This is a genomic window from Cohaesibacter sp. CAU 1516 (assembly GCF_005771485.1).
In the GTDB taxonomy this organism is placed as follows: Bacteria; Pseudomonadota; Alphaproteobacteria; order Rhizobiales; family Cohaesibacteraceae; genus Cohaesibacter; species Cohaesibacter intestini.
Genome location: NZ_VANT01000001.1, coordinates 25,527 through 41,818, shown reverse-complemented (window position 1 = coordinate 41,818; position 16,292 = coordinate 25,527). Strand labels below are relative to the sequence as shown.

At 57.4% G+C, this 16,292-nt stretch carries 13 protein-coding genes; 5 read left to right on the top strand and 8 right to left on the bottom strand.

Features of this window, described 5'->3' with window-relative positions; translation table 11 throughout:
- Positions 1-97: 97 nt before the first annotated feature.
- A complete protein-coding gene (locus FDK21_RS00185) occupies positions 98-706 on the bottom strand; it encodes a hypothetical protein (RefSeq protein ID WP_245418501.1) in 609 nt (202 codons plus the stop codon).
- A gap of 92 nt (positions 707-798) precedes the next feature.
- Positions 799-2,457 (bottom strand): methyl-accepting chemotaxis protein, encoded by a 1,659-nt coding sequence (locus FDK21_RS00180; protein ID WP_138147111.1) that lies wholly within the window; start codon positions 2,455-2,457, stop codon positions 799-801.
- A 900-nt stretch (positions 2,458-3,357) separates the two neighbouring features.
- Between FDK21_RS00180 and FDK21_RS00175 the strand changes: the two genes are divergently transcribed.
- From FDK21_RS00175 to FDK21_RS00155, 5 genes are read left to right on the top strand one after another with little or no spacing between them, the layout of a single operon-like run.
- A complete protein-coding gene (locus tag FDK21_RS00175; RefSeq protein ID WP_245418513.1) occupies positions 3,358-4,335 on the top strand; it encodes a BMP family protein in 978 nt (325 codons plus the stop codon).
- Entirely contained in the window at positions 4,335-5,876 is a 1,542-nt protein-coding gene (locus FDK21_RS00170) for an ABC transporter ATP-binding protein (protein ID WP_246657460.1), read from the top strand. The genes FDK21_RS00175 and FDK21_RS00170 overlap by 1 nt, the downstream gene beginning before the upstream one ends.
- Complete coding sequence (locus tag FDK21_RS00165) at positions 5,873-6,922, top strand: ABC transporter permease (RefSeq protein ID WP_138147110.1); 1,050 nt, start codon at positions 5,873-5,875, stop codon at positions 6,920-6,922. The genes FDK21_RS00170 and FDK21_RS00165 overlap by 4 nt, the downstream gene beginning before the upstream one ends.
- A 3-nt stretch (positions 6,923-6,925) precedes the next feature.
- Positions 6,926-7,870: an ABC transporter permease gene (locus FDK21_RS00160; RefSeq protein WP_138147109.1), complete on the top strand. Its 945-nt coding sequence runs from the start codon at positions 6,926-6,928 to the stop codon at positions 7,868-7,870.
- A complete protein-coding gene (locus FDK21_RS00155) occupies positions 7,867-9,180 on the top strand; it encodes an amidohydrolase family protein (RefSeq protein ID WP_138147108.1) in 1,314 nt (437 codons plus the stop codon). Before FDK21_RS00160 ends, FDK21_RS00155 begins: the two co-directional genes overlap by 4 nt.
- 126 nt (positions 9,181-9,306) lie before the next feature.
- Here FDK21_RS00155 and FDK21_RS00150 read toward each other — a convergent pair whose 3' ends face one another.
- From FDK21_RS00150 to FDK21_RS00125, 6 genes are all read right to left on the bottom strand, one after another.
- On the bottom strand, positions 9,307-10,170 hold the full coding sequence (locus FDK21_RS00150) for a BREX system ATP-binding domain-containing protein (protein ID WP_138147107.1): 864 nt from the start codon (positions 10,168-10,170) through the stop codon (positions 9,307-9,309).
- A 30-nt stretch (positions 10,171-10,200) separates the two neighbouring features.
- Positions 10,201-11,814: an FGGY-family carbohydrate kinase gene (locus tag FDK21_RS00145; protein WP_138147106.1), complete on the bottom strand. Its 1,614-nt coding sequence runs from the start codon at positions 11,812-11,814 to the stop codon at positions 10,201-10,203.
- Positions 11,815-12,001: 187 nt separating this feature from the next.
- Entirely contained in the window at positions 12,002-12,733 is a 732-nt protein-coding gene (locus tag FDK21_RS00140) for an SDR family oxidoreductase (protein WP_138147105.1), read from the bottom strand.
- Between the two features lie 41 nt (positions 12,734-12,774).
- On the bottom strand, positions 12,775-13,512 hold the full coding sequence (locus tag FDK21_RS00135; protein ID WP_138147104.1) for an SDR family oxidoreductase: 738 nt from the start codon (positions 13,510-13,512) through the stop codon (positions 12,775-12,777).
- A gap of 224 nt (positions 13,513-13,736) precedes the next feature.
- Positions 13,737-14,681, bottom strand: coding sequence for a ribose ABC transporter permease (locus FDK21_RS00130; protein WP_138147906.1), 945 nt, complete (start codon positions 14,679-14,681; stop codon positions 13,737-13,739).
- 34 nt (positions 14,682-14,715) lie between these two features.
- A complete protein-coding gene (locus FDK21_RS00125; RefSeq protein ID WP_138147103.1) occupies positions 14,716-16,218 on the bottom strand; it encodes a sugar ABC transporter ATP-binding protein in 1,503 nt (500 codons plus the stop codon).
- Between the last annotated feature and the right edge of the window lie 74 nt (positions 16,219-16,292).

Genomic DNA, 16,292 nt, shown 5'->3' with positions numbered 1-16,292 from the left:
GGAAATCAACACCGTCAGGCAATAGTCCCGCCCCAAAATGACAAAAGCCCCCGCATCATCCGGATGAAGGGGCTTGTTGTTCATCGGTGTCGATTGATCAGTTGGCCTTCGCCTTCAACCGGCGTTCCAGTTCGGTCAGGTTGACCTCGATGGTCGCCGCCCCGATCAGCTCCTTGGTTGACGGATCAACAAGGCTCTTGTTGATCTGCATCCGCCAAATATGGTTGTCTTCATCCCATTCAGGCTCATCAACAAAGACGGCATCAGGACCTACATCATAAGTCTTCTGGAATTTGGCTTCGTCGCCTTGCCAAAAATCCGAAGTGATCGAAGACTGCCCCACATTGAGGCCCTTCTTGTTCATCACAAAGATCTCGACAAACAGACCCAGATTTTGGCCCTGCATGCGGGTCAGATAGACCGACAGCGGGCTCGACAGGGTGGAGGCAATCAGAGGCTTCATCACCTGCTTGCGCTCGGCACGCCACTGTTTGTCCAGCGCGTCGACCTCGGCCTGCGCGAGATCGCCATAGAGTGCATTGTGAGCGTGAACGCTGACCCGAACAATTTCGTTGTCGAGCCATTTGTCAATCATGGCAAACAGCTCTTTGGAATCCATCTTCTTGAAGTCAGGCGCCTCGGCAGCAACAGCCAGATTGGCCCAGACCATTGCACAGATCACCGTGAAAAATCTCAAAATTCGCATTTTCTTCTCCCTGCTTCGGCCATTCAGAGGGATCCAGTCGAGGGATCCGGCCTCAGGTTTATTCTTTGTCTTGAATGGGGTCCCGTCGGCCTTTAGGCCGCCAACAACCGCTTGATGAAGCCATCAAGCTCATGCTGCAGGGTTTCATTCTGCTGGTTCATTTTCGAGATAAGGTCATTCATCGTCGCAGAGACCTCTCCGGTATTGACCGCACCACCTGCGACCGTGACCATCGATTCATTCACGTGGCTGGTGCCTTGGGCCGCTTCATTGACATTGCGCGCAATATCTGTGGTGGCAACATTCTGCTGATCAGCAGAAATGGCCATTTCACTGACCCGCTCATTGATCGCCTTGACCCGCTCGGTCACATTGCTGGTTGCGGCAATCGACTGACCGGCAACAGACTGCATGTTTGCCACCTGCTGCTCGATCTGCTCGGTTGCTTTCGAGGTCTGGTTGGCCAGATCCTTCACTTCAGCGGCAACCACGGCAAACCCACGCCCTGCTTCCCCGGCACGCGCAGCCTCGATGGTGGCGTTCAGGGCCAGAAGGTTGGTCTGTTCAGCGATATCATTGATCAGGCGGGTCACGTTGCCCACTTCCTGAAGCACATTCTGCAAGGCCACCATGGATTGACTGGAGACGTCAACCTCGGCCATCGCTTCTGCCGAAAGGGAAGCGGAATCTGCAACCTGCTGACTGATCTCACCAATCGAAGCGGCCAGTTCCTCGGTCGCTGAAGCCACCGCCTGCACATTGCTGCTGGCTTCCTGAGAGGCACGCGTCACGGCCTCGGACTTCGAAGCGGTATCTTTGGAGATGCTCGACAATTCGTGCGATTTGTCCTGCAAGCTGCCACAGGTCTGAGCCAGCGTCCGGGCGATGGAGCCAACGGCTTGTTCAAACTCACCGGCAATGCGCTGCATTTCGGCTTTTTTGTCCAGCTCGCTTTGTTCCTGAATGCGCTTGGCCTCTTCCTCCATCTGCCTGTTTTGGGCAAGACTGTTGCGGAACACGGTCAAGGCGCTGTTCATGCGGCCAATTTCATCGGCACGTTTTTCCTGCGGAATTTCAACTTCGAGATGGCCCTGAGACAGGAACTCAGTCGTTTCAGTCAATTGGCGCAATGGTTTAGAGACTGCGATATTGTTGACCACGCCCAGCACCACGGTGGCGATCACCAACAACACCAGACCGATGGCCGCCGAGTTGTAAACCGATTCCAGTTTAGCATTCTGCTTGATGGTCAGCTGGCCCTGCACGCTTTCCAGATCGGCAATCTGTTTGTCGATCAAGGCAACCATTTCTTCGATGCGCTTGTTGCTCTGACCGGACACTTCGATGGCACGCGCCAGATCCACCCGCATCGGATCGCTCATATGATCAATCTGTTTTTTGGCGAACTCATCCGACCAGGTCAGCCAGAGTTTTTCGATTTCCGCGATGCCTTTCTCCGAATTCATTTTCTGGAACTGTTCGGTCAGGACGGCGTCAATCTTTCGCATCACGTCCAGTTCTTTGAGATCACCGGTCAACAGAAAACTCTTGAGAGAAATGGCTTCATTGGCCAGTTCCATTTGCAGCTCATCAAAGGCACCGATCCGTTTATCGATGCTTTGACGCTCTTGCACAGCCACCTTGACCGCACCTGATTGCCAGAAACCTACGGCACCCACGCCGATACCGATCACCGCCAGCAAAATGAAGAACAGCAGGCTCTTGATTGTCAGAGAAACATTTTTAAGCATCGCTTGGTCCTTTTTGTCTTCACGCCTTTTTTTATGACGCCAAAACGATTTAGAACGTCCAAAATGAAGGCTCAGACATTCCTGTTGAAGGCGAGCTCTGATGGCCGCACCTTTGGCTGGTTATTGCTTATTGGAGGATTCTACCCGGAGAACGTCCTGACGGATCACAAACGCCGGTCTTTTCGCCCGTATGCCTTCACCGCAACAGGCTCAAGTGCCGACTTGCGTGCCGCAATGGCACAGGTCATGAGAAGCGACGTGGCGAGGAAAACGAACGTAACCATAAGGGTGCCCACCTATGTTTGAGTTAGCACCAGTTTAAATTTCAAATTTTAAAAATTAGTTTCGAGATTCAATGACCAATACAATTGGTTAGCAAATATTGGGAGAAAAAGACCAAAAACTTCGGAATTCCGTTTAATATCATTAGTATTAGCCCAGCCAAACACGGCAGAAAGCACGCAAAGATTGAATTAAGACCTATCAACACCTTTAATTGATAAGTATTTATGCGCACATCCTTCACCACACCTTTTCAATCAAAAGAAACGTGGAAAATTATTGCAACCTGGTTCCTTTTCCTCATCGCCAGCGGGTTTGAGGTCTTTTTTCCTTCTGACAACATTCCACTGAAGGCGGTTGGCGACACCGACAAGTCACATCATTCTGGATAACTTTGTCTACATGAAGGATTTTCCAATCCGGCTGCCATAGGAATAGGCGAAGTCAGTGGACGTTGCATAAATTGTATGCAATAGAATTCGCTGATAAAAATATAATCACATTCGACTTGTCAAACGGCACAATTTGCTCAAAGCTGCCGGAAACCAACCAGACATTTAGGGATTTGACATGGCCAAAGACACCAACCTCCTGCCTTCGCTTTCACGTCGTCACTTCATGCAGCTTTCTGGCGGCTTCGCCTTGAGCCTTGCGGCCTTTGGCCAGAAGGCATGGGCCGCTGAGCCGATTCCGACCGCTGCCATCTATACCGTGCCGGTTGAACAGCAATGGGTCAGCCGCATCCATGTTGCCGCAGAAGCCGCCAAGGCCCGTGGCGACATCACCTATGTCTATTCCGAGAATGTCTCCAACAGCGATTATGAGCGCGTCATGCGCGAATATTGCGAATCCGGCCACAAGCTGATCATCGGCGAAGCCTTTGCCGTGGAGAAAGCCGCCCGCGCCGTGGCTGCCGACTATCCGGACGTCTCCTTCCTGCTCGGCTCGAGCTTCATGCCGAAAGACGATGCGCCAAACTTCGCCGTCTTCGACAATTACATTCAGGACGCCTCCTACCTGTCCGGCATCATTGCCGGTGCCATGACCAAGTCCAAGAATATCGGCATGGTTGGCGGCTATCCGATCCCGGAAGTCAACCGCCTGATGCATGCCTTCATGGCAGGCGCCAAAGAAATCGCCCCGGACATCACCTTCCAGGTCGCCTTCATCGGCTCTTGGTTCGATCCGCCGAAAGCCAAGGAAACCGCCTTTGCCCAGATCGAAGCCGGTGCTGACCTGCTCTATGCCGAACGCTTTGGCGTGTCCGACGCTGCCAAGGAAAAAGGCCTGCTGGCCGTTGGCAACGTCATCGACACCCAGGCCGATTATCCGGAAACCGTGGTGGCCTCTGCCCTGTGGCATTTCGAGCCAACCCTCGACCATGCCATTGCTCAGCTGAAAGCTGGCAACTTCAAGGCCGAGAATTACGGCATCTATTCCTTCATGAAAGAAGGCGGCTGCTCGCTCGCTCCATTCGGCACCTTTGAAGGCAAAATCCCTGAAGCGGCCCTCAAGCTGGTCGCCGAGAAGGAAGCCGCCATCAAGGACGGATCCTTCGTGGTCGAAATCAACGACACCGAGCCAAAATCAAGCTAATGACAAAAGACAAGATGCAAGAGGCGGAGATTGTTCTCCGCCTCGATGCGATCACCAAACGCTTCGGCCCCCTGATCGCCAACGATTCCGTCAGCTTTGACTTGCGGAAGGGCGAGGTCATTGCCCTATTGGGCGAGAATGGCGCGGGCAAGACCACCCTGATGAATATCCTTTTCGGCCATTATGTCGCCGATGAGGGCCATGTCGAAGCTTTTGGCACACCCCTGACGCCCGGCGACCCCTCAGCCGCGCTTGAGGCAGGCATCGGCATGGTGCACCAGCATTTCACCCTGACCGACAATCTTTCCGTCCTCGACAATATCGCTCTTGGCACCCAGAGCCTCTGGTCTTTGCGCTTTGATCGCAAGGCGGCCCGCAAGCGCATTCTCGAGCTGTCGGACAATTTCGGCCTGACGGTCGACCCGGATGCGATGATTTCCGACCTGACGGTTGGCGAACGTCAGCGGGTCGAAATCCTCAAGGCCCTCTATCGCAATGCCCGCATTCTGATCCTCGATGAACCCACCGCCGTATTGACGCCGCTGGAGACAGACGCGCTGTTCGAAACCCTGCGCCATCTGATCCGCGACGGCCTGTCCGTGGTCTTCATCTCCCACAAATTGAACGAAGTGATGCAGATCAGCGACCGCGTGCTGGTCCTGCGCTCCGGCAAATTGTCCGGTGAGCGCATCACCTCCGAGACCGACCGCCACGAGCTGGCCGAATTGATGGTCGGCGAAGAAATCCCGCTGCCCGTGGTCGAAAGCAAAGAGCCCGGCGCGCCAGTGCTTGAATTGATGGCGGTGACCACCCCGCAAATCGGCACAGCCACCCGCCTTGATGACATCACCCTCACCCTGCATGAAGGCGAAATCACCGGCCTTGCGGGCGTGTCCGGCAATGGGCAGGTCGCCATGTCGGCCTTGCTGTCCGGCATGCTGGCACCCGAAAGTGGCGACATGCTCTTTTGCGGTTCCTACATCGAAGACTGGTCGCCACAAAAGGCTTTGGCCGCAGGCATTGGCCGCATCCCCGAAGATCGCCACAGCACCGGCACCATCGGCGACATGTCGATCTTGGAAAACACAATTCTGGAAAATTACCGAAACGTCCCCTATTCCCAGCTCGGCTGGATGAACAAAGCCAAGGCCCGCGCCTTCACCGAGCAGGCCATCGCCGATTATGATGTCAAATGCCCCTCGCCAGATGCTCCCATTCGGCTGCTATCGGGCGGCAATATGCAAAAACTCATTCTCGCCCGCGCCCTCGATAATCATCCCAAGCTGATCATCGCCGCCCAGCCGACCCGTGGCCTTGATGTTGGCGCGGTCAATTATGTCCACCAAAAGCTGCTCGAAGCCCGCAGCAACGGCGCGGCCATCCTGCTGATTTCCGAGGATCTCGACGAAATCCGCCTGCTGTCCGACAAGATCGTTGTCATCAGTCAGGGCAAATTGTCCGCCCCATCGGCGCGCGGCGAACGCAGCATCAAGGAGCTCGGCATTTTGATGGCTGGCCACAAGAAGGGGGCCGATGCATGAGACTGGAACCCAAAGACACGAAATCACTCGCTGCCTCCATCCTCTATCCGGCTGGCGCGATCCTCGCGACGCTCATTTTCTCCTCCATCCTCGTGTTGATGGCAGGAGCGTCCCCCTTTTCGGTCTTCTATCTGGTGGCCAAAGGCGCGGCTGGCTCGCAATTTGCCTTTTTCGAAACCCTGACCCGCGCCACCCCGCTGATCTTCACCGGCCTTGCGGTCGCTGTCGCCTTCCGGGCCAAGCTGTGGAATATCGGGGCCGAAGCCCAGCTTTATATCGGCGCTGTGGTCACCATCCTGATGGGCACCGGCGCCTTGCCTTTGCCGTCCTATTTGCTGATCCCCGCCATCATGGCCGCGTCCATGCTGGCCGGTGCGGTGATGCTGCTGGGACCCGCTTTCCTCAAAATCCGCTTCGGCGTCGATGAAGTCGTCACCACGCTTTTGCTCAATTTCGTCATTCTGCTGTTTGTATCGATGCTGCTCGAAGGTCCGCTGAAAGACCCGATGGGCCTTGGCTGGCCACAATCCGAAGCAGTTGAAGATGCCGCCACCCTGTCCCGCGTGGTCAAAGGCAAGCGCCTGCATTATGGCTTTGTCATCGCGGTCGGCGCGGCGATCCTTCTCTGGGTGATCATGAAGAAAACCACCCTTGGCTTTGAAATGCGCGCTGTCGGCCACAACCCCAATGCTTCGGGCTTTGCGGGCATCAGCGTCAATGGCGTCCTGATGAAAACCGCGCTTCTGTCCGGTGGCATCGCCGCACTGGCTGGTTTTTCCGAAGTGGCGGGCCTCAAAGGCAGTCTCAGCCTCGATCTGTCGCCGGGCTATGGCTATACCGGCATCGTTGTTGCCATGCTGGCCATGCTCAACCCGCTTGGGGTCATCCTGTCGGCCATTTTCGTCTCGGGCATCTTTGTCGGGGCGGACGCCATGAGCCGCACCGCAGGCGTGCCGAGTTACATTGCCGATGTGATGGTCGCCACGGCCCTTCTGACCATGGTCACGGCCATCATGCTGACCCGTTACCGGATCCGGTGGAGATAGATCATGCTTGAGGCTTTAGACATCCTGCTGACCAGCTCTTTCTGGGTCGCCGTCATCCGCATCGCATCGCCACTGATTTTCGCCACCATGGGCGAATTGGTCTGCGAACGGGCGGGTATTCTCAATCTCGGCATTGAAGGCATCATGACCGCCGGGGCCTTTGCCGGCTGGGTCACCGTCTATCTGGGTGGCGATCTCTGGCTTGGAATCTTTGTTGCCGCCACCGTCGGGATGGCCATTGGTGCGTTGCATGGCCTTCTGACCGTGCCCCTTGCCCTGTCCCAGCATGTGACGGGCATCGGCATCACCTTGCTCGCGACCTCGCTCACTTATTACACCTACCGCTTGGTGCTGCCCAAGGTCACCTCGCCCCCCAAAATCGAGGCCTTCGAGCCCTATGCCATTCCGGGGCTGTCGTCTCTGCCGGTGATTGGCGAAGCCCTGTTCGCCCAGACACCGCTCACCTATCTCAGCTTTGTCTGCGTGGCGCTTGTTGCCTATATTCTCTATCGCACCCCGCTCGGCCTTGCGGTCCGCGCGGTCGGTGAAAATCCAGAATCCGTCGAAGCGCAGGGCATTTCTGTCGTCGCCATCCGCATGGGCGCGGTCATGTGCGGCAGCGCCATGATGGCCGTTGGCGGCGCGTTCCTCACCATGTCGGCCTTCAACTCCTTCTTCTTTGAGATGGTCAATGGCCGTGGCTGGGTCTGCATCGCTTTGGTGGTGTTCGGCTCTTGGCGTCCAGGCAAGGCCCTGTTGGGGGCCATTCTCTTTGCCGCCTTTGATGCCTATCAGATCCGCCTGCAACAGGTCACCGGCGGTGTTCTGCCCTATCAGCTGTTCCTGATGATGCCCTATCTTCTGTCCATTCTTGCCTTGATCGTCATGGCCCGTCGTGCCACCTATCCAAAGGCACTGATGATCCCATATCTCAAGGGGGAACGATAATGTTTGATCTCATCGTCAAGGGCGGCACGCTGCCCAGCAAAGTCCGAGAGGACGGCTCGATAAAAGAAGGCACCATCGCCGACATCGCCATCAAGGACGGCAAAATCGCGGCCATCGAGCCAACGATCACGGCTGAGGCAGGCGAGATCATCGACGCGTCAGGCACCCTTGTCGCCCCGCCCCTCGTCGACCCGCATTTCCATATGGACGCCACCCTGTCCTATGGCACCCCGCGCATCAATGCCTCTGGCACCCTGCTCGAAGGCATCAATCTGTGGGGCGAGCTGAAACCGATCCAGACCGAAGAAGACATCGAGACAAGGGCGCTTGCCTATTGCGACTGGGCCGCATCCATGGGCTTATTGGCCATCCGCACCCATGTCGACACATCCGACGAAGATGGCCTCAAAGGCGTCCGCGCCCTTCTGTCCGTCCGCGACAAGGTCAAGGATTATATCGATCTGCAGTTGGTGGCCTTCCCACAGGATGGCTATTTCCGTTCCCCCACCGCCAAGGATTGCACCTTGCGGGCGCTCGATCTGGGCGTCGACATTGTCGGCGGCATCCCGCATTTTGAGCGCACCATGGAGGATGGCCGCCGTTCCGTGACCGAGCTCTGCGAAGTGGCAGCCGAACGCGGCCTGATGGTCGACATGCATTGCGATGAAAGCGACGATCCCCTGTCACGCCATATTGAGCAGTTGGCCTTGGAGACCCAGCGATTGGGCCTGCAAGGCCGGGTCGCAGGCTCGCACCTGACCTCGATGCACTCGATGGACAATTATTATGTCTCGAAATTGCTGCCGCTGATCGCCGAGGCCGAGGTCTCCGCCATCCCCAATCCGCTGATCAACATCGTCCTGCAAGGTCGCCACGATACCTATCCCAAGCGCCGCGGCCAGACCCGCGTGCCGGAAATGCTCAAACAGGGAATCCGCGTCGGCTTTGGTCAGGATTGCGTGCTTGACCCTTGGTATTCGCTCGGCACCGCTGACATGCTCGACGTCGCCTTCATGGGCCTGCATGTGGCGCAAATGACCAGCCCGGCAGACATGCGCAAATGCTTCGACATGGTCACCGTCGACAGCGCCGCAATCATGGGCCTTGAGGATTACGGCCTCGCGGTGGGCAAGAAGGCGAGCCTCGTCCTTCTCGACGCCAATGACCCGATCGACGCCATCCGCCTGCGGGCAACCCGACTGACGGTCATCGCCAAGGGCAAGGTCATTTCCCAAAAGCCCCGCGATATGCCCAAGCTCTCTCTGCCCGGCCGACCGGACACTGTCACACGCCGCGCACCCAAGCGCTAGGATTGCTGACGGGCCGCTCCGGCACAAGCGGCCTGCTCACCATCCAGACCTCTTCCCGACATCGACCATACCACTGATCAGCAGGCCATAATTCGCCTGATGATCTCACGCTTTTTATAAAGCCCGTCAGGCCCGCAAATAGTCCTCAACACAGAGCCTTGGCACATTGATGGACAGGCGATGGATCTGGGTGACCAGACGGCCTCCTTGCTCTATCGCCGACCGCATGGCATGAGGGCTAATGTCCATCAAGGCCTGACTTTCCCTTCGATGCAAAGCGGCGGGATTGGCCACCACCAGAAAGCCCATCCTTTGCAGGAAAAGGTCCGACGGACAGCCCGGCTGCGCAAAATTGGAAACCGCATCAAAGGCCTGCATCAGCGACGCATCATCCTCTCCACGCAGAATGATCAGCACTCCGGCGACACCGCTTAATTGACAAAGGACAGACATCAAACTCAGCTGATCAATTGGACTGATCCCCGCCACCGGCTGACCAAGCTGTGACAAGGCGAGCGCCATTTGCCTTTGATCGCCTTCCCCATATGCCTGCCAGTAGGAGAGAAGGCGGTGAGACAAATGGCGTCCACCAGTCAACGGTCGCAAGACCTCCAGCCGTTTTCGGATTATGGCATGCTCATCACCCCTGTGGCGATTGGCTTGCGCTCTCACCCCAGCAAAGAAGCGATCCAGCAACGCTGCCATGGCTTTGAGCCCTTGATGCCCGCCTTGCGCCAGACCGGTAGCAAAATCAGGGTCGAGACCCCAGCCATAGCCGTCTTGCGGCACAACTGACACAGTCAGAACCGCGGCCTGTTTGGCGCAAACCGTATGGCGAGCAAGGTCGAGCAACATCGAGCGGCCAAAGCCGTCCTCCCCCACCAGCAACCGTACCGGTCGTGAGCCCTCAAGCAGACGATTGGCGAAGAAGACAATCTCTTCTATTGCCGTCGATTGATCAAACTGGGTGGCTTGTGACCAGTTGCTCATGACCCTTACTCCTGTTCCTCCACCAGCCAGTCACGACCGCACGGCGGCCTCGCGCGCCAGATTTTGAAACCGCTTGAACAGGTCATAGCGTGTGTCGTGATAGGCCCGGATCGCCCCATCGGCGGGCGGATAGTCCGCCGCAATCGACGACATCGCGGCCATGGCATCGGCCACCGTGCCAAAGGCACCGCCAGCCACCGCGCCCAGAATGGCCGAACCAAGCAGGACCGGCTCTTGCGTTGCAGGGGCTGCTACCCGAACCCCGGTCGCATCCGCCAGCAATTGCCGCACAAGGTCACTGCGCCCCGCACCGCCACTGATGACGATCGACTGGATCTTGGCACCTGCTTCCGCCTGCGCTTCGATGATCTGTCGCAAGCCATAACCAAGGCTGCAGACGCCTGCCACATAGAGCGCCACCAGATTGTCGATATCGGCTTCCATGCCAAGGCCCGCAATCACCGCGCGGGTATGCGGGTCGCCATAAGGGGCGCGGTTGCCGATAAATTCCGGCACCACATGCATCCCGTCCGCCAAGGAAGCCACCGCCTTGTCAGCCCCAGCCATGGCCACGGCACGAACCGCCAGCCAATCGGGCAGCGAACATCCGTCTGCCTTGGCCAATCGACCCGCTTCACCGGCGGCGGGATGATAGGTCAGCAATTGCGCAATGGCAGCGCCCGCCGCCGACTGCCCCCCTTCATTCAGCCACAGCCCCGGCACCATGGCCGAGAAATAAGGACCCCAGACACCGGGCACAAAGACCGGCTCGTCGGTCGAGGTCATGGTGCAGGAGCTGGTGCCAAAGACATAACCCAGATTGTCCTGCGGTTTGCCCGCGCCCGTAGCCCCCACCGTGCCAATGCCACCCGCATGGGCGTCAATCAGACCAGCCCCGACAGCGGTTCCCGCCACAAGTCCCAGATCGGCTGCGGCCTCTGCGCTCAACCCAGTACCAAGCGGCGTCCCGGCATCAACCACCTGCGTGCCGATCCGCTCAAAGCCTTCTTCAGCCAATATCCCAAGGCCGATCTTGGTGAAATAATCCGCGTCCCAACTGGCTTCATGGCCCATATAGGTCCATTTGCAGGTCACAGTGCAAATGGAGCGCGCGTCGCTCCCCGTTGCCCGCCAAGTGAGATAATCCGTCAAGTCAAAGAAGCGCCATGCCTTGGCGAAAATTTCAGGCTTGTGTTCCTTCAGCCAAAGCAATTTGGGCGTTTCCATTTCCGGCGAGATGATGCCGCCGACATAATCCAGAACCCTGTGGCCCATTTTGTTGATCCGCTCAGCCTGTTCAATCGAGCGATGATCCATCCAGACGATGATGTCACGATCCCCGTTGGCATCATCACCAATCGGCAAAGGCGTGCCCCCCTCGCCCAAGACCACCAGCGAGCAGGTCGCATCAAAGCCGACACCAACCACATCGGCCGGATCAATTCCGGCTTGCACCAAGGCGCCCTTACTGGAAGTGGCAACAGCCTGCCAGATCTCGCTAGAAGACTGCTCCACCCGCGAGCCCGGCTCATGAAAAACCGTGATGTCGCATTTGGCCGTGCTGAGCATGCGGCCAGCTTGATCAAAAATCCCGGCGCGTGCGCTGCCCGTACCGACGTCAATACCCATGAAACAAGTTGCCATGATGCGGATCCTTTAAAAGCAATTGGAGATAAGAGGCGGCACCAGCACGCCGCCTCTCAAGTCGGGCAAAGCATCGGGGGCCGTCTCTGACCAGACCGACTGGGTGGCGGTTGATCAGATCCGTTGGAGCCACCCGGCCCCGCGCCTGCCTTGCCTTTGGGGGTTGCCCCCCAAAATCCGAGGAGCCTCAGAGACGATCAAAGTTGGTTGGCAGAACCAGCATGTCGCGAATGGTGACATTGCGGTCGCGGGTCAGGATATACATCACCGCATCGGCCACTTCCGTTGCCTCGATAAGGCTGCCGGATTCCTTGGCTTTGCGTAGATTTTCTTCGGGCCAGTCGGCCAGCAGAGCCGAAATGACCGGCCCCGGAGACACCTGCGAGACGCGGATGCCATGCGGGATCATCTGCCGACGCATGGTCTGGACAAAACAGGTGATCGCCCATTTTGATCCCGCATAAACCGGCTCCCAATGCGTGGGGAAGTGACCGGCAATCGAGCAGGTGACCATGATGTCGCCGACCCCACGCTCAATCATGTGTGGCGCCATATCGCGGACATTCTTCATCACCGCATTGACGTTGAGGTTGAGCATCCGGTCGATGGAATCCGTATCGGTGTCGATCAGGTCCCCGCCGATATAGATCCCTGCATTGCAATAGAGAATGTCGACATGGTCAACTTTTTCAAGGATTTCCGGAACCATGTTCGCACAGCTCTCTCGATCAAGCAGATCGGTCACTTGAGCAATCGCCTTGTCGCCCAGCTCGGCGGTCAGCCGTGCAAGGGCCTCTTCGTCGCGGTCGACCATGACCACGGTCGCCCCGGCATCGAGAAGGGCCTTGGTTGATGCCAAACCGATACCAGAAGCGGCACCGGTGATTGCTGCGATTTTGCCTTCCATGGACACTGCCATTGTCTTGCTCCTTACTTGGATGAAATCGTGAAGTTGATGTGTCAGACCGCCAGAAACCCGCCATCGACAGACAGGACAGAACCGGTCACCATCGCGGCGTCATCGCTCAAGACCATCGCGATGCTGCGGGCCACATCCTCCGGCTCGGCGAAGCGGTTCATCGGATGACGCACCATCATTGGCTGGCTGTTGACCGGATCGCTCCAGGCCTCGATCGCCAGATCGGTCAAGGTGATGGTCGGGGCGACGGCCACCACGCGGATGCCATGGGGTCCAAGCTCCTTGGCCATCACCCGCGTCGCGCCTTCGAGCCCGGCTTTCGAGGCGGCGTAGCAGACATGGGCCTCAAAGCCCCGATGCCCGGCAATGCTGGTGATATTGGCGATCACCCCGCCACCGCCTGCGGCCACCCGTGCCTTGGCGAACTCCTGCGCTGCAATCAGCGCGGCCCGCAAGTTGAGATTGAGCACCGCCTCGCAGCCCTCGTCTGTCATGTCGAGGACGCTTTCAAGAATGTTGGTACCGGCACAATTGACCAGATAATCGCAAGGGGCCTCACCGCCCATTGCCTCCTGCATGGCCCGGCGCACATCGCTTGCCTTGCTGAAATCCGCCGCGATGGAGTGGGCACCTGTTTCCGCTGCCAGTTTGGCCAACCCATCCTCTGAGCGGGCGATGCCGACAATCTTGGCCCCGCGTTTCGCCATCAGGCAGGCGGTGGCATAGCCAATGCCCTTGCTGGCGCCGGTGATCACCACCGATTTTCCCTTGAAATCCATTTTGAACCTCTCATCTTTCCGCGTCCCACCCGCGCAGTTCGTGGGGCAAGAACAGCTCAGACATCTGCCAATCAGCCTGAAAAAAGCGCGACTTCCCCCGTCTCCCGGAGAGAGCCCTCACCGAAAGGTCACTTGTCGTTGCAAGTGGGTTTTGAAATTTCTGTTGCTCAGTCAGTCATCGGCGTCTCAAGTCAGACCTCGAGACGCCTTTAAGCCTGGGACCATCAGCGCCATTCGCGACCGATATAGATGGCCAGCAGAATGATGCAGCCCTTGATGACATCTTGCAGATACGGATTGATGCCCATCAGATTGAGACCATTATTGAGGATTCCCAACAGGATTGCGCCGATCAGGGTGCCAAGGATCAGACCACGCCCCCCGGCAATCGACGTGCCACCCAGCACCACAGCCGCGATGGCATCAAGCTCAAAGCCGACCCCGGCATTGGGCTGACCACTCATCAGCCGACCAGTCAGAACGATGGCGGCCAGCGACGAGGTGAAGCCGGAAATGGTGTAGATGGCCAACTTGATCCATTGGGTCTTGACGCCCGACAGACGGGCAGCCGTCTCATTGCCACCGATGGAATAGACATGGCGACCAAAGGGCGTGCGCTGCAACAGCACCCAAGCGCAGAAATAGATCACCACCATCAGGATCACCGGCACCGGAATATCGCCAATCCTGCCAATGCCGAACCACGAAATCCAACTTGGCAACCCGCTGATCGGATAGCCACCCGAATAGATCAGCCCCAGACCTCGGGCGATGCCCATCGTCGCGAGCGTCACAATGATCGCGGGCATGCGCCCCCACGCCACCATCGCCCCGTTAATCAGGCCAAAGCCGATCCCGACCGCTGTGCCGCCCAAAAGCCCAATGCCCCCAGACATGTCGCCATGGACAATCAACCCGGCACAAATCGTCCCAGACAGGGCCATCACGGCACCGACCGAGAGGTCAATCCCGCCCGTAAGAATGACAAAGGTCATGCCAACCGCCAGAATGCCAATGATCGACACCTGTCTTAGCACATTGAAAATGTTGGACATGCTGAAGAAATTCTCACTCGCAATGCCCATCATGATGGAGACCACGATCAAACCGGCCAACGGCAGGACCAGCGGCGAATGCAGATAGTCACGGAAATTGAAACTCTGGTTCATGCCTGGTGCCTTCCCGGCCTCGCTGATAATTTCATTATGCGACATTGTCTTGTCTCCCGGTCGTTGCGAGCGTCATGATTTTTTCCGAATTGATGTTCTCGCCTTCGACCGTGTCGACAATACCGCCGTCACGGAAGACGCAAACCCGGTCGGACATGCCGAGAATTTCCGGCAGCTCCGAGGAAATCATGATGATGGAACACCCCTGCTCGGTCAGTTCGCGCATCAGCTGATAGATTTCAGCCTTTGCCCCGACATCAATGCCGCGGGTGGGTTCGTCAAAAATGAGGACATTCATGGTGTGGTTCAGCCAGCGGGCCACCACCACCTTTTGCTGGTTGCCCCCCGAAAGGGTATCGAGCGGATCGCTGGGGCCATTGGCCTTGACCCGCACCTGTGCCATCACCTCTTTGGTGCACAGCACTTCCTTTTTGAGGTCGATAAAGACCCCATTCTTGCGATATTTGCCGTAATTGTTGATCGAGACATTGCGCAGGATCGAGAAGCTGGTCACCAGCCCCTGTTCCTTACGGCTTTCGGGCAACAGCCCGATGCCATGGGCCAGCGCATCAGCAGGCTCGGAAAAGCGCACCTCCTTGCCATTATGCTTGACCTTGCAGGTGACGGACGGATGCGCCCCGATCATCGCCAAGGCGGTCTCGGTGCGCCCGGACCCAACCAAACCGGCAAAGCCGAGAATTTCGCCTTGATGCAGTTGGAAGGACGAAACCGGACTTGTTTTTGACAATTGCAGCTCACTCACATCAAGGACAGGTACTCCGCTCATGTCGATATCCGGCTTGGGCGGGAAGCTCTGCTCGATCCGGCGGCCAACCATCAGCTCTACCAAACGGTCTACATCCACCTCGGCGACATCGTGCGTGGCAATATAATGCCCGTCGCGCAGCACGGTGATGCGGTCGCAAATCTCGAAAATCTCTTCCATGTGATGGGAAATGAAGACAATCGCCACCCCGTCCCGGCGCAATTCGCGGATCACCTTGAAGAGATGCTCCACTTCGGATGGCGTCAGGGTCGCGGTTGGTTCATCCAGCACCAGAATGCGCGCTTCCAGCGACAAGGCCTTGGCGATCTCGACAAATTGCTGTTCGGCGACGGACAGATTGGCAACCGGCACATTGAGCGGCAGGTCCACATCAAGCCGAGCGAGGATTTCGCGCGCCCGATTGCGCATGGCCTTGCGATCCAGAAGCCCGAGCCGAGTGGTCATCTCTCTGGCCAGAAACATATTTTCGATGGCCGTCAGATAAGGAATGAGACTGAATTCCTGAAACACGATGCCGACGCCAGCCGCAATGGCCGCGTCATAATTGGCAAAGGAGTGAAGCTCATCATTGATCCTGATGGTGCCTTCGCTCTCCTTGATAATACCACACAGGACTTTCATCAAAGTCGATTTGCCAGCACCATTCTCGCCCAGAAGCGCATGCACTTCCCCCGCGCGCACCTCAAGATCAACGCCATGCAAGACTTCGATAGAGCCGAAGCGTTTTTTGATCCCGTTCATTTGCAGCATAGGACAGTCCAATAGGTTGGAGTGAGAGAACCACCCCCACCAAAGAAGCGGCGGGAGTGGTCTTGGGAGGTCCA

Coding starts and splice junctions, on each gene's coding strand:
- FDK21_RS00125 (WP_138147103.1), bottom strand. CDS start 16,218: ATGCTGCAAATGAACGGGATCAAAAAACGCTTCGGCTCTATCGAAGTC.
- FDK21_RS00140 (WP_138147105.1), bottom strand. CDS start 12,733: ATGGCAGTGTCCATGGAAGGCAAAATCGCAGCAATCACCGGTGCCGCT.
- FDK21_RS00165 (WP_138147110.1), top strand. CDS start 5,873: ATGAGACTGGAACCCAAAGACACGAAATCACTCGCTGCCTCCATCCTC.
- FDK21_RS00170 (WP_246657460.1), top strand. CDS start 4,335: ATGACAAAAGACAAGATGCAAGAGGCGGAGATTGTTCTCCGCCTCGAT.
- FDK21_RS00130 (WP_138147906.1), bottom strand. CDS start 14,681: ATGAACCAGAGTTTCAATTTCCGTGACTATCTGCATTCGCCGCTGGTC.
- FDK21_RS00145 (WP_138147106.1), bottom strand. CDS start 11,814: ATGGCAACTTGTTTCATGGGTATTGACGTCGGTACGGGCAGCGCACGC.
- FDK21_RS00135 (WP_138147104.1), bottom strand. CDS start 13,512: ATGGATTTCAAGGGAAAATCGGTGGTGATCACCGGCGCCAGCAAGGGC.
- FDK21_RS00150 (WP_138147107.1), bottom strand. CDS start 10,170: ATGAGCAACTGGTCACAAGCCACCCAGTTTGATCAATCGACGGCAATA.
- FDK21_RS00180 (WP_138147111.1), bottom strand. CDS start 2,457: ATGCTTAAAAATGTTTCTCTGACAATCAAGAGCCTGCTGTTCTTCATT.
- FDK21_RS00185 (WP_245418501.1), bottom strand. CDS start 706: ATGCGAATTTTGAGATTTTTCACGGTGATCTGTGCAATGGTCTGGGCC.
- FDK21_RS00160 (WP_138147109.1), top strand. CDS start 6,926: ATGCTTGAGGCTTTAGACATCCTGCTGACCAGCTCTTTCTGGGTCGCC.
- FDK21_RS00175 (WP_245418513.1), top strand. CDS start 3,358: ATGCAGCTTTCTGGCGGCTTCGCCTTGAGCCTTGCGGCCTTTGGCCAG.